Annotated in this window: 19 protein-coding genes; 11 read left to right on the top strand and 8 right to left on the bottom strand. The window is 48.1% G+C overall.

Features of this window, described 5'->3' with window-relative positions:
* Positions 1-29 precede the first annotated feature (29 nt).
* From L9P36_RS13960 to L9P36_RS13925, 8 genes are all read left to right on the top strand, one after another.
* The gene (locus L9P36_RS13960; protein ID WP_237468028.1) at positions 30-1,010 is read left to right on the top strand and encodes a sulfurtransferase; all 981 of its coding nucleotides are present in this window, start codon (positions 30-32) and stop codon (positions 1,008-1,010) included.
* A gap of 19 nt (positions 1,011-1,029) precedes the next feature.
* Complete coding sequence (locus L9P36_RS13955) at positions 1,030-2,823, top strand: FAD-dependent oxidoreductase (protein ID WP_237468027.1); 1,794 nt, start codon at positions 1,030-1,032, stop codon at positions 2,821-2,823.
* A complete protein-coding gene (locus L9P36_RS13950) occupies positions 2,823-3,593 on the top strand; it encodes a heterodisulfide reductase-related iron-sulfur binding cluster (RefSeq protein ID WP_237468026.1) in 771 nt (256 codons plus the stop codon). The genes L9P36_RS13955 and L9P36_RS13950 overlap by 1 nt, the downstream gene beginning before the upstream one ends.
* 30 nt (positions 3,594-3,623) lie before the next feature.
* Positions 3,624-4,301, top strand: a complete 678-nt coding sequence (locus L9P36_RS13945; RefSeq protein WP_237468025.1) for a TVP38/TMEM64 family protein — start codon at positions 3,624-3,626, stop codon at positions 4,299-4,301.
* Positions 4,302-4,438: 137 nt separating this feature from the next.
* The gene (locus L9P36_RS13940) at positions 4,439-5,584 is read left to right on the top strand and encodes an ABC transporter substrate-binding protein (RefSeq protein WP_237468024.1); all 1,146 of its coding nucleotides are present in this window, start codon (positions 4,439-4,441) and stop codon (positions 5,582-5,584) included.
* A gap of 9 nt (positions 5,585-5,593) precedes the next feature.
* Positions 5,594-7,294, top strand: coding sequence for an ABC transporter permease (locus L9P36_RS13935; protein WP_237468023.1), 1,701 nt, complete (start codon positions 5,594-5,596; stop codon positions 7,292-7,294).
* Positions 7,260-7,907: an ATP-binding cassette domain-containing protein gene (locus L9P36_RS13930; RefSeq protein ID WP_237468022.1), complete on the top strand. Its 648-nt coding sequence runs from the start codon at positions 7,260-7,262 to the stop codon at positions 7,905-7,907. The genes L9P36_RS13935 and L9P36_RS13930 overlap by 35 nt, the downstream gene beginning before the upstream one ends.
* Complete coding sequence (locus L9P36_RS13925; RefSeq protein ID WP_237468021.1) at positions 7,900-8,508, top strand: CDP-alcohol phosphatidyltransferase family protein; 609 nt, start codon at positions 7,900-7,902, stop codon at positions 8,506-8,508. The genes L9P36_RS13930 and L9P36_RS13925 overlap by 8 nt, the downstream gene beginning before the upstream one ends.
* A 158-nt stretch (positions 8,509-8,666) precedes the next feature.
* On the opposite strand, the gene L9P36_RS13920 is transcribed toward L9P36_RS13925, so the two are convergent.
* The 5 genes from L9P36_RS13920 to L9P36_RS13900 all read right to left on the bottom strand — a co-directional run bounded on the left by L9P36_RS13920 (position 8,667) and on the right by L9P36_RS13900 (position 13,349).
* Positions 8,667-10,100: a VWA domain-containing protein gene (locus tag L9P36_RS13920; RefSeq protein ID WP_237468020.1), complete on the bottom strand. Its 1,434-nt coding sequence runs from the start codon at positions 10,098-10,100 to the stop codon at positions 8,667-8,669.
* Between the two features lie 2 nt (positions 10,101-10,102).
* Positions 10,103-11,719, bottom strand: coding sequence for an AAA family ATPase (locus L9P36_RS13915; RefSeq protein WP_237468019.1), 1,617 nt, complete (start codon positions 11,717-11,719; stop codon positions 10,103-10,105).
* A 102-nt stretch (positions 11,720-11,821) separates the two neighbouring features.
* Complete coding sequence (locus tag L9P36_RS13910) at positions 11,822-12,058, bottom strand: DUF3389 family protein (RefSeq protein ID WP_237468018.1); 237 nt, start codon at positions 12,056-12,058, stop codon at positions 11,822-11,824.
* A complete protein-coding gene (locus tag L9P36_RS13905) occupies positions 12,055-12,495 on the bottom strand; it encodes a hotdog fold thioesterase (RefSeq protein WP_237468669.1) in 441 nt (146 codons plus the stop codon). Before L9P36_RS13905 ends, L9P36_RS13910 begins: the two co-directional genes overlap by 4 nt.
* 233 nt (positions 12,496-12,728) lie before the next feature.
* On the bottom strand, positions 12,729-13,349 hold the full coding sequence (locus L9P36_RS13900; RefSeq protein ID WP_237468017.1) for a murein L,D-transpeptidase catalytic domain family protein: 621 nt from the start codon (positions 13,347-13,349) through the stop codon (positions 12,729-12,731).
* Between the two features lie 464 nt (positions 13,350-13,813).
* On the opposite strand from L9P36_RS13900, the gene L9P36_RS13895 reads away from it, so the two are divergent.
* Complete coding sequence (locus L9P36_RS13895) at positions 13,814-14,293, top strand: hypothetical protein (protein ID WP_237468016.1); 480 nt, start codon at positions 13,814-13,816, stop codon at positions 14,291-14,293.
* Between the two features lie 146 nt (positions 14,294-14,439).
* Here the strand turns inward: L9P36_RS13895 and L9P36_RS13890 are convergent, their stop codons facing one another.
* From L9P36_RS13890 to L9P36_RS13880, 3 genes are all read right to left on the bottom strand, one after another.
* On the bottom strand, positions 14,440-14,877 hold the full coding sequence (locus L9P36_RS13890) for a GNAT family N-acetyltransferase (RefSeq protein ID WP_237468015.1): 438 nt from the start codon (positions 14,875-14,877) through the stop codon (positions 14,440-14,442).
* Positions 14,878-14,935: 58 nt separating this feature from the next.
* Positions 14,936-15,634: an aspartate/glutamate racemase family protein gene (locus L9P36_RS13885; RefSeq protein ID WP_237468014.1), complete on the bottom strand. Its 699-nt coding sequence runs from the start codon at positions 15,632-15,634 to the stop codon at positions 14,936-14,938.
* A gap of 98 nt (positions 15,635-15,732) precedes the next feature.
* Positions 15,733-16,065, bottom strand: a complete 333-nt coding sequence (locus L9P36_RS13880; protein ID WP_237468013.1) for a cupin domain-containing protein — start codon at positions 16,063-16,065, stop codon at positions 15,733-15,735.
* Between the two features lie 177 nt (positions 16,066-16,242).
* On the opposite strand from L9P36_RS13880, the gene L9P36_RS13875 reads away from it, so the two are divergent.
* Positions 16,243-16,521 carry a late competence development ComFB family protein gene (locus tag L9P36_RS13875; RefSeq protein ID WP_237468012.1) on the top strand — a complete coding sequence of 93 codons (279 nt, stop codon included), beginning with the start codon at positions 16,243-16,245 and terminating at the stop codon, positions 16,519-16,521.
* 344 nt (positions 16,522-16,865) lie between these two features.
* The gene (locus L9P36_RS13870) at positions 16,866-17,474 is read left to right on the top strand and encodes an SPOR domain-containing protein (RefSeq protein ID WP_237468011.1); all 609 of its coding nucleotides are present in this window, start codon (positions 16,866-16,868) and stop codon (positions 17,472-17,474) included.
* Positions 17,475-17,563: the final 89 nt, after the last annotated feature.

Below are 17,563 nucleotides of genomic sequence, written 5' to 3'. Positions count from 1 at the left end.
ATCATTTTTTTATACTTGGAAGTTTAACCATGAAAAAATCCACCATTGCCTTAGGCATTCTCACTGCAGTTGCTGCAACGGGCTACATCGTTTATCAAACCGCTTTCTCAACCCAAGCCGTTGTGGTTGACGCACAAGCACAACAAACCAAATTCTCTCAGTACGCAAATGCAGAGCGTTTCATCAATGCCCAAGAACTCAAAGCAATGATGGATAGCAAGGCAGATGTGGTGGTCATTGGTGCATTGAACCCAATGAAACCTGATAGCCCAATTTCTGGCTCACACACCCTATGGCGCAACGACTATTCAGCGTCTGAAGGTGCCTACCCATTTGGTGGCATGCGCAACAGCACCGCTGAAATGGAAAAAATTCTCAGCGATTTTGGTGCAACACCTGAATCAACTATCGTGGTTTACGCAGCGGGCGCACACCATGATGCATCACGTCTTTTCTGGCAAATTCAAAACCTAGGTCATCAAGATGTACGTTACCTTGATGGCGGTCTCAATGCTTGGATTGGCGCGAACCTGCCAACGGGCGATGCCAACCAAAGCGTCACCGCGACGAGCTACAAAGCACCAGCGGCGCAAAATGAAACCAACACCCTTGCAACACTGCAAATGGTTCTCGCTGCGCAAAACAACAATGATTGGGTGATCATTGATACCCGCAGCACCGACGAATTTACGGGTGCAACCGCCGTTTCTGGCGCCTTTGGCCCAGGCACTATTCCTGGCAGCGTGCACATTGAGTGGACCAAAGCCCTCAATGCAGATACCACGCTGAAATCAGCGGCTGAGCTACAAGCACTTTATGGCGACACCATCAAAGGCAAAAAAGTGATCGCCTACTGTCAATCTGGCGTTCGTTCAGCGCACACCTACATGGTGCTTACCGATGTATTGGGTGCCAAAGATGTATACAACTACGATGGCTCTTGGATTGAATACAGCTACGCACACTACGAGAAAAAAGATCCAGCAGTTAACGTCGTAAACGGCAAATAGTCGGGGTGGAATCAATCAGATGAATAATGTGATTTTTAGTCAGAAGCTTTTTGATACCGCTCAGACCATTGTTGATGGCTGTATGGGTGACGCAGATCCTGCATGTCAAACCGCCTGCCCAATGCATACGGATGTCAAACAATATGTGCGCATGGCTGGTGAAGGTAATTTCCAAGGCGCGCTTGATCTGATTCGTCAAAAACTATTTCTACCGCAAACCCTGGGTCGTATTTGTGCGCACCCTTGTGAAAAAGCCTGTCGCCGTAACACTGAATTTGGCCAACCAATCAGCGTTGCAGGCATCAAGCGTTTCGTTGCCGAGCAATGTGACCGCGCAGAGCAGTGGGATCTCACCATTGCGCCAATCACTGGCAAACATATTGCTGTCGTTGGCGCAGGCCCTGCAGGCGCACAAGCTGCGATTGAGCTGCGTCGCCAAGGCCACCAAGTGACCATTTTTGAAAAACTCAACGTCTTTGGCGGCATGATGCGTGTCGGTATTCCTGAATACCGCTTGCCACGTCACGTCATCGATTTTGAATATAGCTATCTTGAAAAGCTCGGCATCGAAACACGTTTTGGTGTTGAAATTGGCAAAGACATCTCATTTGAAGCGCTTCGCCAAGAGCACGATGCCGTGATCCTTGCGCACGGCGCGCATGTTGGCTCAATTATTCCACTGCCAGGTCACGACAACGATGGCGTGTTCTCTGCAGTTGAATACCTTAAAGAGATCTCTGAAACCCAACAATTCCCTCGCGCAGGTCAGCGTGTGATGGTCATTGGTGGTGGTGATGTTGCGATGGACTGTGCGCGCTCATCTTGGCGTATCGGTGCCAGTGAAGTGTACCAATGCTCACTTGAGAGCATGGAAAATCTACCTGCCAGCCAAATTGAGATTGATGAGTCGCTAGAAGAAGGCGTTGCCTTTAACGCAGGCTGGGGCCCAATTGCCATTGAGCACACCGATGGCAAAGTAACCGGCATCACCATCAAAAAAGTACTGTCTATTTTCGACGAACAAGGCAACTTTGCACCGCAATATAGCGATGAGAGCAAAACCATTGCCGTCGATACCGTTGTCTTTGCAACTGGCCAGTTGGTTGCTGATATCACCGAAGGCGCGCTTGAGCAAACACGTGGCGGTCGCTACGTTGTCGATAAGCAAACCTTGGCTACCAATCTTGCTGATGTGTTTGTCGCTGGCGATGCCTGCGGCGGTAACATTGTGATTGAAGCTATGGCGCTGGGCCGTAAAGCTGCCCTCAGTGTGAGCCGCTTTTTAAGCAATCGCGCACTGACTGAAGGTCGAGATTTCGAACAAGAATATAGCTACATCAGCCGTTTGGATGTACCGCTACCAAAAGGCACCACAGATATGCACCGTCTACACGGTGAGCTACGTGATGCCGATGAACGTAAACAAGATTTCGCACAAGTCGATTTGGGCTTTACCGCCGCACAAATCACAGAAGAAGCGTCTCGATGCCTACAGTGCAGCTGTAAGCTGTGCATGAGCGAATGCATCATGATGAACGACTTTGGCGATTGTCCGAAAACCATGTTTACAGACTTCGTGAATAACAAGTCGATGGACCCACTGCTTGCTTACTCATGCAACGCCTGTGACCAATGTACGATTGTTTGTCCGAAAGACTTTCCGATGAAGGAGATGTTCTTGGGCGCGCGTGCTGACTTCGTCAAAGCAAACAATGGCGAATCACCGATGCCGGGACACAAAGCAATCAACATGCACCAGAAGCTTGGCTTCTCCAAACTATTCACGATGGCAAAAAGAACGGTAGCAAAATAATGAGTAACAAAGTATTTATGCCAGGATGCAGCCTGCCATCCTATTCGCCTGAAGGTGTGAAAGCGATTGCCAACTACCTGAAGCAAGTCTTCCCTGATATGGGTGCAGTGCAAAAATGTTGTGGTAAGCCAACGGCTGCCATTGGTCAAACTGAACTGTTTAAAGAGCGCTACGGCAAGCTGCAAGCTGACTTTGACAAGCTTGAAGCGGAAGAAGTGATCGTCGCCTGTCAAAGCTGCTTTGGCATGATCAAAAAATCAGGCGGCAAGCAAAAGCCACTGTCTCTTTGGAAGCTATTGCCACAAATCGGCCTACCTGAAGAGCTACGCGGTAAAGCGAAAAACAGCAATGTTGTCTTCACCATTCATGACTCTTGCTCAACCCGTTATGAAAAAGAGCTGCAAGATGGCATTCGCTGGATCCTCAATGAACTCGGTTACAAAACCGTTGAGCCTGAGCACACCCGTGAAAACACGCGATGCTGCGGCTTCGGTGGCATGGTCGTGCCTGCCAACCCAGATGTTGCCACCCGCGTCATTCAGCGCCGTGTCGATGAATTTGAAACCGACTATGTGGTGGTTTACTGCTCGGCATGTCGCGCCTCAATGATGGGTGTGGGCACCAAGTCTTGGCACATTCTGGATCTGATGTTTGGCCCTGTGGTGATGGAAGGTGATGACGCGCCAGTCAATGTCCTTGCGAATCCAATGAAAGCTTGGCTCAACCGCTATAAATCCAAAGCGGCTTTGATTAAGTGCATGAACATCTAATCCATTCTATTGAAAAGAAAGAACAAGCTTATGAAATTTCTTAAATTAGCACTTGTTGCAGTGGTCATTGCCGCTGCCATTTTTGCCGCAAAACAAACCGGCATGCTTGAAATCATTACCGACATCGATCGCCTACAAAGCTGGATCGCAGGTTTTGGCGTATGGGGTTACGCGGTGTTTATCGCAGCCTTCGTATTTGCCTGTGTTTTCTTGCTACCTGGCAGCGCCTTTACCATTGTGGCTGGCATCGTCTTTGGCCCAGTGAAAGGTGGTGTGCTTGCGCTGCTCTCTGCAACGCTTGGCGCTGTGGCTGCCTTTGTGGTTGCACGCTTCTTGCTTCGTGGCTTTATCATGAACAAGTTTGGCAACAACCCAATCTTCAAGAAAATTGATGATGGCGTGGCACAAAACGGCACCAGCTTTTTGATCCTGACCCGCTTGGTGCCAGTGTTCCCATTTAGCTTGCAAAACTATGCCTATGGTTTAACGTCACTGAACATCGGCACCTATGCACTGGTATCTCTGCTGACTATGGCGCCTGGCGCATTTATCTTTGCCTACATGGCAGGTGACATTGCGACCAACGGTGTCTCAGCCATGCTACTGGTGAAGTTTGCAGCAGCTGGCCTTGTGCTCTTTGGTATGTCTTTGATTCCAAAATATATTGCCAAGAAAAAAGGCATCAACATGGCCGATCTTTCTAAGTAATGCGACCCGCCATGATAAGGGCGCGCCAAAGCGCCCTTGTTTTCCCCCTCGGTACTGGTGCTTTTGTCTCATTAAGCGCCTGTTCCCTACACAACCGCTTTTTAATCAAGGCGGTTTTGTCATTTTTCGGATTGACTATGAAAACTCTACTGCGCTGCTTCGCTTTTCTAAGTGCACTCTGCACCTCCACCGTTTTTGCCGAGGATTGGCAATCCGTGCTGGCACAAGCAGATGGCCAAACGGTCTATTTCCATGCCTGGGGCGGTAGCCCTGAGATTAACCGCTACTTTCAATGGACCAGTAAAGAGCTGAAATCGCGTTACAACATCACCCTTGTGCATGTCAAAGTCAGTGATATCACTGAAAGCACCACACGTCTTTTGGCAGAAAAAGCCGCAGGGAAAAATAGCGGCGGCAGCGTTGATATGATTTGGATTAACGGTGAAAACTTCAAATCCATGAAAGACAATCAAATGCTCGCCCCTGCATTTGTCGATGGGTTACCAAGCATGCAATACGCGAATACCGCCTTACCCATTGAAACTGACTTTTCAGAGCCAACAGAAGGCTTAGAAGCGCCATTTGGCCTCGGTCAATTGGTGTTTATTTACGATCAAGCATCCTTGCAACAACCGCCGAAAAGCTTTGCTGAGATGCTGAACTATGCCAAAGCCAACCCAAATCGTCTCACCTATCCGCGCCCGCCTGAATTTCATGGCACCAGTTTTTTGAAAGCGCTACTGATTGAGCTCAGCGGTAACCACCCAGACTTGGCAAAACCAGTACAAGCGGCGCAATTTGAGCAGATCACAGCCCCCCTTTGGCAATATTTGGATGCCTTTCATCAAGTGGCTTGGCGCGGCGGTAAGCAGTTCCCCGCTGGCAGCGCAGAGATGCTGCAACTACTTGATGATGAGCAAATTGATCTAGCGGTTACCTTTAATCCAAACGCCGTCTATGCCGCGCAAATGAGTGGCAACCTAGCCGAAAGCACCGAGGTTTATGCCTTTTCAAAAGGCGCCCTGACCAATGTGCACTTTTTGACGATTCCATGGAACGCGCAGGCAAGTGCTGGCGCCAAAGTGGCGATCAACTTTTTGCTCAGCCCAGCGGCACAATCGCGCAAAGGCGATACCCATGTGTGGGGCGACCCATCCATTCTGATGCCGAGCGTATTGTCAGGGACAGCCGCCAGCAGTAAGCCTTTTCCAGCCATAGCAGAGCCGCATCCAAGCTGGCAAAACGCGCTTGAACAAGCTTGGCTCAAACGATACGGGAGCTAATTATTATTTATGCTGCGTGCGCTTTATCTCTCGCTCATCGCGATCTGTATTTTACCCATCCTGCCAGGCTTGCTTGGCGTGTTGGTGTCAGCTTTTGGCTATATTCCGCCCATTGGTCTCAATCAGTGGTCATGGGCAGGCTTTGCAGCGGTATTGCAATGGCAGGGCGTGGGTTACTCCATCGCGCTCACCGTATTCACCACGCTGGCAAGTAGCTACCTTGCTTGTTTGATCTGCTTTGCGATTTTACAAGCGGCGTGGCTGCGCCCCATTTGGCGCAAAATGGAGCTGATGCTCTCACCGCTCCTTGCCCTACCACATGTGGCTTTTGCCATTGGCTTTGCCTTTTTGTTTGCGCCCACAGGCATGGTGGCGCGCGCTTTTGAACCCCTTGGGCTCAGTGGTAGCGAGCTGCATGATGCTGCGCTTTTGGTCAAAGATCCCTATGGCCTAGGGCTTGTTATGATGCTTGCGCTTAAAGAGGTGCCTTTTTTACTACTGATGAGTATGCCAATTTTGCAGCAGATGAAGGTGCAGCAGATTGAAAAATCCTGCCAATCCTTGGGTTATAGCCGCGCACAAACTTGGCTCAAGTGTATTTTCCCGCAGTGGCTGGTCAAACTACGCTTTGCGATGCTAGCAATCATCGCCTATAGCCTTTCCGTGGTCGATGTTGCCTTGATTATTGGCCCCACCAATCCACCCACCTTTGCCGTGTTGGTGTGGCAGTGGTTTAACGACCCTGATTTAGCCCTATTACCACGCGCCGCTGCAGGTGCTCTAATGCTATTTTTACTGGCCTGCCTACTGATTGCACTGGTGCAAGGCATTGAATGGCTGATCACCAAACGCTGCACACAATGGCAATTTTCTGGCCGCTCAGGTATGCATCTTCAAGGCAATAAATGGGCGCTGTTATTGGTCTGTATCACCACTGCGATGATCCCCTTAATGCTGCTATGGAGCTTCGCCCAGCGCTGGCGTTTCCCCGATTTGCTGCCTAGTCGCTTTAGCCTTCGATTTTGGCAATATGAGTGGGATAGCATTGCCGCAACCATCGAAAATAGCTTAAGCATTGCACTGGTGAGCGCTACGATTGCGCTTGTCTTTGCCATTGTTGCCCATGAATATCGTTTGCGTGCACGCTGGCAATTACCTGCCTATGTGATTGCACTCCCGATGCTTATTCCCCAGCTTTCGATGATGTTTGGCATTCAAGTGATGACCTTGCATTTAAGCAGCAACGCCTACTTTTTCTGGGTCTGCTGGTCGCATCTATTTTTTGCCTTTCCACTGGTCTATCTCTCCTTGGATGGCCCATGGCGAAGCTTTGACTCGCGTCTGACCCAAGTGGCACTCAGTCTCGGTAAATCGCCGCTGCAAACTTGGCTAAAAGTGAAGCTACCTATCCTGCTACCTGCCCTTCTTTTTGCTTGGGCCATTGGCATTAGCGTGAGTTTGGCGCAATATCTGCCCACCTTAATGCTCGGGGCGGGACGCATTAGCACCCTAACCACTGAAGCGGTGGCACTTTCCAGCGGATTTGATCGCCGCATTACCGCCATCTACGGGTTATGGCAGGCACTGTTGCCGCTGCTGTTCTTTTTCTTTGTACTGGGTTTAAGTCGCTTACAAATTCAGTGCCGCAAGCTCTCTTTGAAAGGTTTTGTTTCTCATGAGTCTTTGTCTCAAAAACCTCGCTATCCGTAAAAACAGCGGAGAAACCCTCTTTTCAGCCTTTGATTTAACGGTTGAAAATGGTGAGATTGTTACCCTGATGGGCCCCAGTGGCTGTGGTAAATCAACCCTGCTTGATTTAATTGCAGGCCATCTTTCCAATGAATTTGAATATTCAGGAGAAGTACTGCTCAATGGCGCATCGCTGTGCGCCCTGCCGCCGCATCAGCGCCAAGTGGGCATCCTATTTCAAGATGATCACCTCTTTCCGCATCTCAATGTTTGGCAAAACCTTGCCTTTGCACTGCCCAATCAAGTCAAAGGCAGTGAGCGAAAAACGCAAGCCATGGCAGTACTGGATAAATTGGGCCTCAGCCAGTTAGCCACTGCTTACCCTGAGCAACTTTCAGGTGGCCAGCGCGCACGTATTAGCCTAACCCGAATGCTACTGGCGCAGCCCAAAGTCGCCCTACTTGATGAACCCTACAGTAAGTTAGATAAGGATTTGCGCATTCAATTTCGCAATTGGGTGATCGAACAGCTCAAGCAAGCGCATATTCCGGCGCTACTGGTGACCCATGATGAGTCAGATATTCCTGAGGGAAGCCGCTGTATCAACTGGCCATGGGATGCGCAGCATGCTTGATCAAATGGCCATTCAAGTGGTGCGTGCGCCGCTTCGTCTCAGTGCATCTGTCATTAACCGCGCAGGGATCAGCGCCAATCAAGTGACCGTGGCGGGATTTATTCTCGGCGCGCTCGCGCTTCCCGCGTTGGCCTTTGAGCATTATCTCTTGGCCCTTTTATGCATTGCGCTTAATCGCATTTGTGATGGATTAGATGGTGCCTTAGCGCGAATTCAAGGGATCACCGATGCCGGTGGATTTCTCGATATCAGCCTCGATTTTCTCTTTTATTCCTTAATTCCATTTGGCTTTGTGCTGGCCAATCCCGAAGTCAATGGCATTGCAGGGGCATTTTTGATCTTCGCTTTTGTGGGCACAGGCAGCAGCTTTTTAGCCTTTGCGGTTATGGCGAGTAAACAAGGCATTGAAAATCCCACCTACCAACACAAGTCGCTCTATTACATGAGTGGTTTAACCGAGGGTAGCGAAACCATACTCTGCTTTTTTGCTTGCTGCTTATGGCCGCAGCACTTTACCACTATCGCTTATCTGTTTGGCGCGGCCTGCTGGCTCACCACCGTGATGCGCATCTATTGGGGATTTCAAACCCTGCGCGCTTAGCCATTCAGCGCAAATATCGCCCACAAGCCAAAATTTTTTCAGGTGATGCATATCTCAGAGAAAAGAGAACAGAAAACAAAAAAGAGAAAAATAACGATCCAAGAAAAAACCCGCCTGCTCACGCGAACAGGCGGGTTTTAATTTTTCTATCCGCTCAGTTAGCGGGTAAATCGGCTCGGCTGATAGTGCCAGTGATGATCAAAAATTCGCGTTACGTCATCATTGGCATGGCTGGAAAGCACCACAGAATGAAAGCGGTTCCCCCGCTCTTTCATCGCGGCAATACGCTCGCGCAATAAGTTCGGTTGGCGCGGCGTAATAAAATCAGAAATCACCACCATATCCGCATTTTCATAGCTAGCCGTTTCCATCAGGCTCATACCCTGCTCTAGCACGGGCAAAAAATCGGTGCCGCCATGAAAGGTAAAGGAGAGAAACTGCAAGGCTTGCTCTAAACCCACATCACCGCTGAGCTCAAAACAGATCACATCGGTCGAAAACAACAGCACAAAGCAATCGCGCCCTTGCTCAAGGGCAATTTGCATCAACCGAAAACAGAGCGCTTTGGCGCATTTTTCAGGAGCGCCCATCATTGAGCCAGAGGCATCAAGACAAACGATAAAAGGGCCTTTCTCAAGCGCCATTTCACTGCGCTTTGGCAAACCGCGCGTTACTGATTTTCGTTTTTCCAGCTGGCCTGCAAATTGATAGTTCAATAAACCTTGCTCAATAATCCCCTTGTAAAACAGCACTTCAAGTTCAGGCTGCGCAAGATAAATGAGCTCATTGGGCACAATGCGCGCGATATCGTTGTAGTAGTGCAACCCCACCATGGCATCAGGGATATTTTTCACCCATTGATCCTGCATCATGGCTTCGCTGTCTGATTGCTCAACCACCGAGGTTTCAGTGGTTTGCTGCGCCATACGACCTAACTGATCCGCCATGGCTTTCAGCTGCGGCTGCTTATCGAGACGACGCACCACCTGCTTAATATCATCAAGACGCTGCTGCGTCAGCGGGGTACGGGTTAAATCCCAAAGTGGCGAGATCATCTGCCCCTCTTGGGGACTGGCAGGCATCACATCAGAGAGCGTATCGAGATTCTCAGCGCGCTGCATCAGCTCTTGCATCAAGGCTTGATAATCAGGTGCTAATTGCATCCACTGAGCTTCGGTGACGCGCGTTTTGAGATCGGCAATCCAACGCTGCTCGATTTGCCGACGTTTTAAATGAATGGGCTTTTCATGCAACCAAATCAGTTGCAGCGCTTCATAGCAATTTTCGCTTTCGTCCAATTGGTGTAGCTGATCCGCCGCATGGCTATATGCCATGCTGTAGGTATCAAGGTGAGATTGGGTGAGCTCACTGAGTAGCGCCACTTCTTGTTGCAAACGATCATCCAACTGCCAACGACTGAGCGTGGCTTCCGCGTCCAATCGCCAGCTTTGCAAACGCTGCTCAAAGGCTGCTTTTTTGCCCTCATCCTTATCGCTAAAGGCCATGATCTCCGGCAATTTCATAATGCGCTCCAGCGCATTATCAATCACATCGGTTTGGCACAACCGCAGCGTCAGTTGATGAATATCCAAGGCTACACCAAATGTGCCAAGAGCTCATTTAAGCTTTGCTGCTGCATGGTTAAGGTTTGCAGTGCCTGCTCAATTTGCTGATGGGCTAAGTCCAAACTTTCATCAATAGCAGCAATGGGCTCTGGCGCGACAAAAGAGTGTTGGCTCATGCGATAAAAATGCTGACGTGCATGCTGTTGCGACTGGCTCACTTGCTCGATACGCGCTAAGGATTTGGCCATATTTTGCTGCCACTGTGTTTGCGTTTGCATCGAGATAGGCATTGCACCAGCAAGGGTTGCAGGCACTTCGCGATTGGTGGCATCTTTAATCACAAATTGTGATTGTTCGTTGACCCCCACACGCACTGGCACCAAGGTTGGATCGTCGCCGCAATAGCCATAAATCTCGCCGCCACCCGATTTCAATTTGCTCGCAAGCTCATCAGCCTTGAGATAAAACCACTGCAAAGCGCCTTGGCTACTCGATAGCAAAATCGCTTTGACCATCTCATTGCTGCGCTGAAAACTAAAGCGTTTAGCCTTTTCAATGGGTAAGCGATAGCCCTGACGATGCAATTTATTTTCTGCGCTGGCATTGAGTGCAAGCGCTTGCTGCACTTCAGCGAGAAGCTGCACATGCTCTTGGTGATTTTGCGCCAAAGCATCAGCCACCAGATGCTGCTCAAAAGCATGCTCTGTAATGTAGTCATGCAAAATTTGATGCACTGTGGTGCGTGAGGTCGGGCTATACCAGAGGCAGTGGCGTAACAAAATCAAATCGATTTCATTGACTGTGATTCGGCCATTAAATAGCGCGCTGGCCTTGAGCAATCGAATCGCCTTTTTCCAGCGGCGATCCGACACATAAAGGGTTTCATCTTGATCTTTGTGGCACTGGGCTTCAATGCGCAATTTGATTTGATAGATATGCTCAAAAATCGCATCAGAGAGATCCACATAATCGATGCTCTGTTGCCACAGCGCAAATTCATCAGAATGAATTTTCATCGATTGTGGAATCGGATGTGGCTTTGGTTTTTCCGTCACCAGCGCGCGAAAATTATGCTTTTCCTGAATCGGATCAGCATACAAGCGCACTAACATGCGGTCATACAGGGCATCGAGCCCACTTTCTGGATCGGGCAATTCGTTTGAAGCAGTAATCAACGCTTTTAGCGGCACAGGACAGTGCATCTGACCATTTTTAAAGGTGCGCTCATTGATCACAGTCAGCAAGGTGTTGAGGATCGCAGGGCCTGCTTTCCAAATTTCATCAAGAAAGGCGACATCTGCAGTGGGCAAATAGCCATCCACCAATCGCACGTAGCGACCTTCATCTTTCAGTGCTTGAATCGATAGCGGACCAAACACCTCTTCTGGGGTGGAAAAACGCGTCATCAAGTATTCGAAATAAGCACAATCGCTAAAGGCTTCAATAATGCGTTTGGCAATCATACTTTTGGCGATCCCCGGAGGCCCGAGAATAAAGACACTTTCGCCAGCTAAGGTGGCCAATAGGCATTGGCTAATCAGGGAATCGCGTTCATAAACGCCATGGCAAAGATGATGAGTTAAAGAAGCAATGCGCTGGGCAAGCTTTTCTCGCGCTAAATCATCTGAAATTAAGGTCATCGGCATCGGCCAACGGTCTCCACTTAGCCAAATTGCGCCACAATGTAGCAGGCTATCTCAACCATAATTGCAATGAGAACTATGATTGCATGAATGAAACGAAGCGACTCACAACTCACCGTGAATCGGCAGTGAAAGCTCAGTGGCTATCTGCTTGAGCAGCGCTGCATCTTGCAATGCCACTGACCAGCGACAACTGCCACTGTGCGCGGCAATGACGCATTGATTGGCAAACAGCTGTAGCTCCTCACGATGCGCTGTCATCATCACGGATAGCGCACGCTGGCGAATGACCAAGGTATCTTGAGTGACAATGATATCGCCAAAATCTGTCGTCAATTTCATAACGGACGTTTGTCCTTTGCGCGCTTGTGCTTTAACACCGCCATGGTTAAGCGGCTGACACAAATGGTATGTTGCTGCTCATCCACAATCTCAATTTGCCACACTTGGGTCGTTGCCCCCAAATGCACTGGCGTCGCGATGCCAGTCACTACGCCATCACGTTTGGCGCGTACGTGGTTGGCATTTATATCCAAACCCACGCAATAAAAGGGATCAGCCACAGCCATATTGGCGGCAACAGAACCAATGGTCTCCGCCAGAACCACCGAGGCGCCGCCATGTAAAATACCCAGCGGTTGATGGGTGATCGGTGCCACAGGCATGGTTGCGGTTAAGCTGTTCTCACCAATCGCGGTAAACTCAATTTGCAAATGAGACACCAAGGTGTTTTGGCAAAATCCATTGATCACATCCAGATTGACCGGTTTTTTCCAAATACCTTCAACTTGATTCGCATCGACTTGGCTGGTTTCAAATGCGCCAAATGGATTGGGGGCTGCGGAAAGAGACATAACACACTCCTTATCGTTAACGACCACTTTCTTCTATCTTAGCGAAGGAATGAAATAGGCCAAGCTTTTCTCCTTTTTTCAAGTGCAACTGCTTATGCAACGAACGCAAGGCATAAAAAATGCGCTCCATTGAGCGCATTTTTATTCATTAAATTGTGCTAGGCATAGGAGAAGATAACCGAGCCGCCTTTAATCAAATCAATCACCTTACGTGAAATATTGGTTGGAATCGCTGGGCAGCCCCAGCTGCGGCCTAATTGCCCGGTTTTTGAAATCATATCGGGATTGGCATACTTGGCGCCGTGCACCACAATATAACGTTTACGCGCACGGTCGTTCTTTCCTGGCGTTAAACCATCGATGCGTAATGAATAACCATTAGCGCCATAGTAAGTTTCTGAGGTTAAAAATACGCCCAGAGAAGTTTGACGCGAATTCACGTTATTTGAAAACTTCTTGGCATAAAGCGCACCGCTGTTCACCCCATGCGAGACATAGGTCTTAATCAGCAACTCTTTTTTATCCATATCAATGACAAAAAAGCGCTTTTGGCTGGAAGGCTTGCTGTAATCAATGATGGTCAACATTGATTTTTTACGATTTTTTACGCCTTGATAACCTTGGTATGCCTGATGAAAGACTTCAAAGCTCATATCATCTTGTAAGCCGAGCTGCTGATAAAGCTGGGCGGATGGATCGTTGCTGGTCGCACTCCAAGCCAACGCACTACTGGTCAGTAGCAGCATCGCTAGGAAAAAACGTGAAGCCAGTTTGGTCATGCTTTGAAACCTCATTCAAAAAAGCTGGCGGCAATTTAGCACAAAAAAACATCAGCGCAAGGGCACCCTTTGAATCACGCCAATATTACAAATCTCTAATAACATAAAAATCAATATGTTATTTGTGCCCATTATATCGGCAGTTCTCAATTGAATCTTCGCAGATCAACCGCTTATATCTTTTTTCATCATTCTTTCGATGAAATGCGTATTTTTCGTCATCCTGCTCAAGTAATAGCAAATTGTGTCAAGCTGCGGTCAATCATTCATGCGACTGCGTTAAAATGCTTGATACTCGCACTCATTCTGAAAAATCGACGTATACTGCAATGCGTTGCAAATAAGTTCGTGCACTGTTTCGAAATTCATCTGTTTGCATAAGCCCAACCATTTATTTCACCCGCTGTTTTTTTTAATCTCCTCGCTAACTTGAATAAGAAATCAGTTGAAATGGAGGTGGTGCGATGAAACGGCAATGGCAAGGTGTGTATTTAGCTGCAATGTTAGCCTTCTCACCGCTTATTGTTCATGCCTCCCTTTTCTCCGCACAAACGGTCACGCAATGGGAAATTGCACTGGCCGAACTTCCACCAGAGCAGCTCACTCCAATCATTGCCCAGCTTGGCGATGCTTGGATTTATCGCAAAAATGAAGAAGCGCCCGTCATTTCAGATTTACTTGCCAAAGCGTTGGCATTAAACCCCAAAGCGACATTGGCTTGGTTTGAAGTACATCCAGAGCAATTTGATGCCTGGCTGGAAAGTGTGCCTCACACAGTCCTGATTGATGAAGTGGGCACCGATGAAAGCTATGCCGAGCGTGTTCAACTTCGCGCAGCCATGATCACCAGCTTGGTGAACTATCCAAAGAATCAAGAAACCTTTCAATACGCCAGACGCATCGATCGTGTGCTGCGCAGCAGTCAAATTCGTCAAACAAACTAATTTGCTTTAACCAACGCGATAAAAAAACCGCCTGACCAAAGGCGGTTTTTTGTGCCAGATTTTCACGCAGTATCCACCAGTCGATGCCCCGCAGCCTCACACCCAAAGAAGGGCAGCCATAGTTTAAATACGCATCTTCGATTTATTTAAAGCGCCTTACAAAAGCAAATCTTGCTATTGTGCGATGAACCGGCATCTTCATAACCATCAATCTGATATCCACTGCGAATCAAAAGTTGCAACATTGCTGGATAACGATTCATCGACTTCACCCGCATCTGTTGATAACCCTGTCCTTTTGCCCAGAATTCTTGCTGCGTTCGCAGCGCCGTGGCGATGCCATACTGACGATAATCGGGACACACACCCGCCAGCCAAAGGTAACTCTCAGTCGCTGAAAGCGCATACACAAGCTGATAGCCCACAGGCATGTCATCCACATAAGCGACGAGCAAGCGATAGTCTCGATTGGCAAGACGCACTTCAAGCACTGCGCGCGTGGTGCGATCATCAAATTCAGGCATTTGCTGATTAATGATCAGTACATCATTAAATGTACCCATACGATATTCGATATGAGGCATGTTCTCTATTTCAATCATCTGGCTGTATTCAGGTTCAGTTGGCGCAAAGAAAACTAGATTAGGCTTGTTCCAAGGCCCATGACACCGCTTGTGCCGCGTGAATAGCCGTGGTGTCATAAAGTGGCACATGGGTATCCGCTTGTTGAACCAACAGCGCAATTTCCGTGCAACCTAAAATCACCGCCTGCGCCCCTTGCGCATAAAGCTTTTCAATAATGGCTAAATACTGGGCTTTCGATTGTGGCAATATATTGCCCAAGCATAATTCTTGATAAATCACATCGTGCACAATGGTTTGCTCCGCGTCACTTGGAACCAACACATCAATGCCAAATTGCTCAATCAAACGATTTTTATAAAAATCCTGCGCCATGGTAAAGCGCGTCCCCAAAAGCCCCACTTTCGTAATACCATCCGCTTGCAGCGCCATCGCGGTTGCATCAGCAATATGCAGCAACGGAATATGGATCTGACTTTGAATTTGCGCGGCCACTTTGTGCATGGTGTTGGTGCAAATCAATAGAAAATCAGCACCCGCCGCTTCAACTGCCTGCGCAGCTTGACCGAGAATCACCGCAGTTTGTGACCAATCACCTTGATGCTGCAAGCGCTCAATGTCGGCAAAATCCACGCTATATAAAGCAATTTTTGCAGAGTGCAGGCCGCCCTTATGCGCTTTGACGCCTTGGTTAATCGCTTGATAATAACTTTGTGTGGACTCCCAGCTCATTCCACCGAGCAAACCGATTGTTTTCATCTCATTCTTCCTTGTTACCGCAATAGATTGAAATTAACCAGATTCCAGTAAAGGGACAAGGGAATTATGAAATGGATGCTGAGCACAAATACGCACCTTCACTGGGCACCATAAAACACGGCCAGCCAAATAGTGGGGTCATGAGGCGTCGTTAATTGCACGCGATGTTTTTGATGCGCCGGAATCAAGAGTGAATCCCCGACGCCAAGGACCACGGACTCGCCTTGCTCAAATAACAAAGTGCCCTCACCTTTAAGCACGCAGACCCATTCATCTTCTGCTTGGTCATACCATGTGGAATCAGGCGTGGCGTGTCCTTTTGACACAATACGCTCAATACGACAGGTTGGATGACTTACCAATATGTCGCAAAGCTCTTGCGAAAACCTATCGGGAATGTTCGTAAATAGATTCTGTACCCTATGCGTCATCGTGTGCGCCTTCCTTTTGATGCGTTATCATTTGCATTGATTATTTTTCGTTTCTTTATTTTCAACTTTATTCTTCAACATCTATTCTGATCGACATCTCACAATCTCAATGAGAATCAAACAGACGGCAAATATGGCGGTCTATGCTAAGAACGATTTGACGATAAGGAGTCCATAATGATCAGTGCAGAAGTTCATAACTATGTTGAGCGTATTCTGGGCCAGAAAATTTACGAATTTGGTCTTCATGATAAATACAGCGCAGACCAACTCGCCGATTTATGTTGCTTGGTTTTAAATCAAATACCACCGCGATATATCCGCCATAATGTCGATTTACTTTATGCCATGTCAGAATCAGAACAAATAGAACTCAGTCGCCGAGTAACCGAAACTTTGTTTGAATTAGAAGCGCGCGTGCAAAGTGATCGTCGTCAACAAGAGCGTGTTAATTAATTTGGTATTATTTTTGCTAGTTTTCACGGTGCAATGACAAAAATTGCCGCTCATCCACGATACTTCCCTTGTTATCTTGGATTGAGCCAATTTGTCATCATTGATTGGCGATGGAGCATCGAAAAATGAACAAAAAACCATGGTATGACGCTATGCTGGTGATCAGCTGGATTAGCGCTTGGGCAGTACTTGCATTTGTCCTACCCGGACTTGGCGGCTAAGTAAAAGCCAAACAACTGCTGTAAAATATAGCGAATGCCACGCTTTTCTTGATAAACCCTTGATTGGGACTTGAGCGAGCGGCACAATGTGATGAGTGTCAATAGGATAACTGGCAAATCATGATGATGAAAAAAATAATCCCTGCAACCGTGCTGCTTGCGTTCCTTAGCGGTTGTTCTACGAGCAATCCTCAAATTTCAACAAGCTCGACTGTGGTTGAAGAAATCAAAACAGCACCAGCCACGACCCAACCTGCGTTAACCGAAAATAGTAACGACATGATGGGTACCGAAGAAGTTTCTCCAGATCTTGCGGTTTCTGGTGACTTGCCACCAGCCCAACCGATGCCAGAAACTGTGCCTATCGTTCAACCAGAACAAAAGCCCGTTCCTGAGGTGAAGCCAGCACCAAAACCTGAGCCAAAACCAATTCCTGCAGTCGCGCACAAACCACAAGCAAACTACACCTTGCAAGTAATGGCAGTGAGCCACAAGAAGAATTACCAAAGCTTTGTTCAATCGCTACCGAAACACGAAGCCATTTGGATCAATGAAAAATCAGTGGATGGCATTCCATGGTACGCGATCCTCTACGGTGAGTTCGCAACCCGTGATGAAGCCAAAGCTGCGCTCAATGCATTGCCAGCCAGTGTTCGTAAATTGGGTCCATTTATTCGCTCCTTTGAAAGCATTGAAAAATCAGCATATCCAAAGCTTGAGCGTTTAAATTAAGCGACAATTATCTTTGATAATTTTGATTAAAAGCCCCGATTGGGGCTTTTTTATGACGCGAATTTAGAACGCAGTCATGTCCCCTATCA

It is taken from the genome of Vibrio stylophorae (genome assembly GCF_921293875.1).
In the GTDB taxonomy this organism is placed as follows: domain Bacteria; phylum Pseudomonadota; class Gammaproteobacteria; order Enterobacterales; family Vibrionaceae; genus Vibrio_A; species Vibrio_A stylophorae.
The sequence above is the reverse complement of the archived record's forward strand: the minus strand, read 5'-3'. Positions and strand labels throughout refer to the sequence as shown.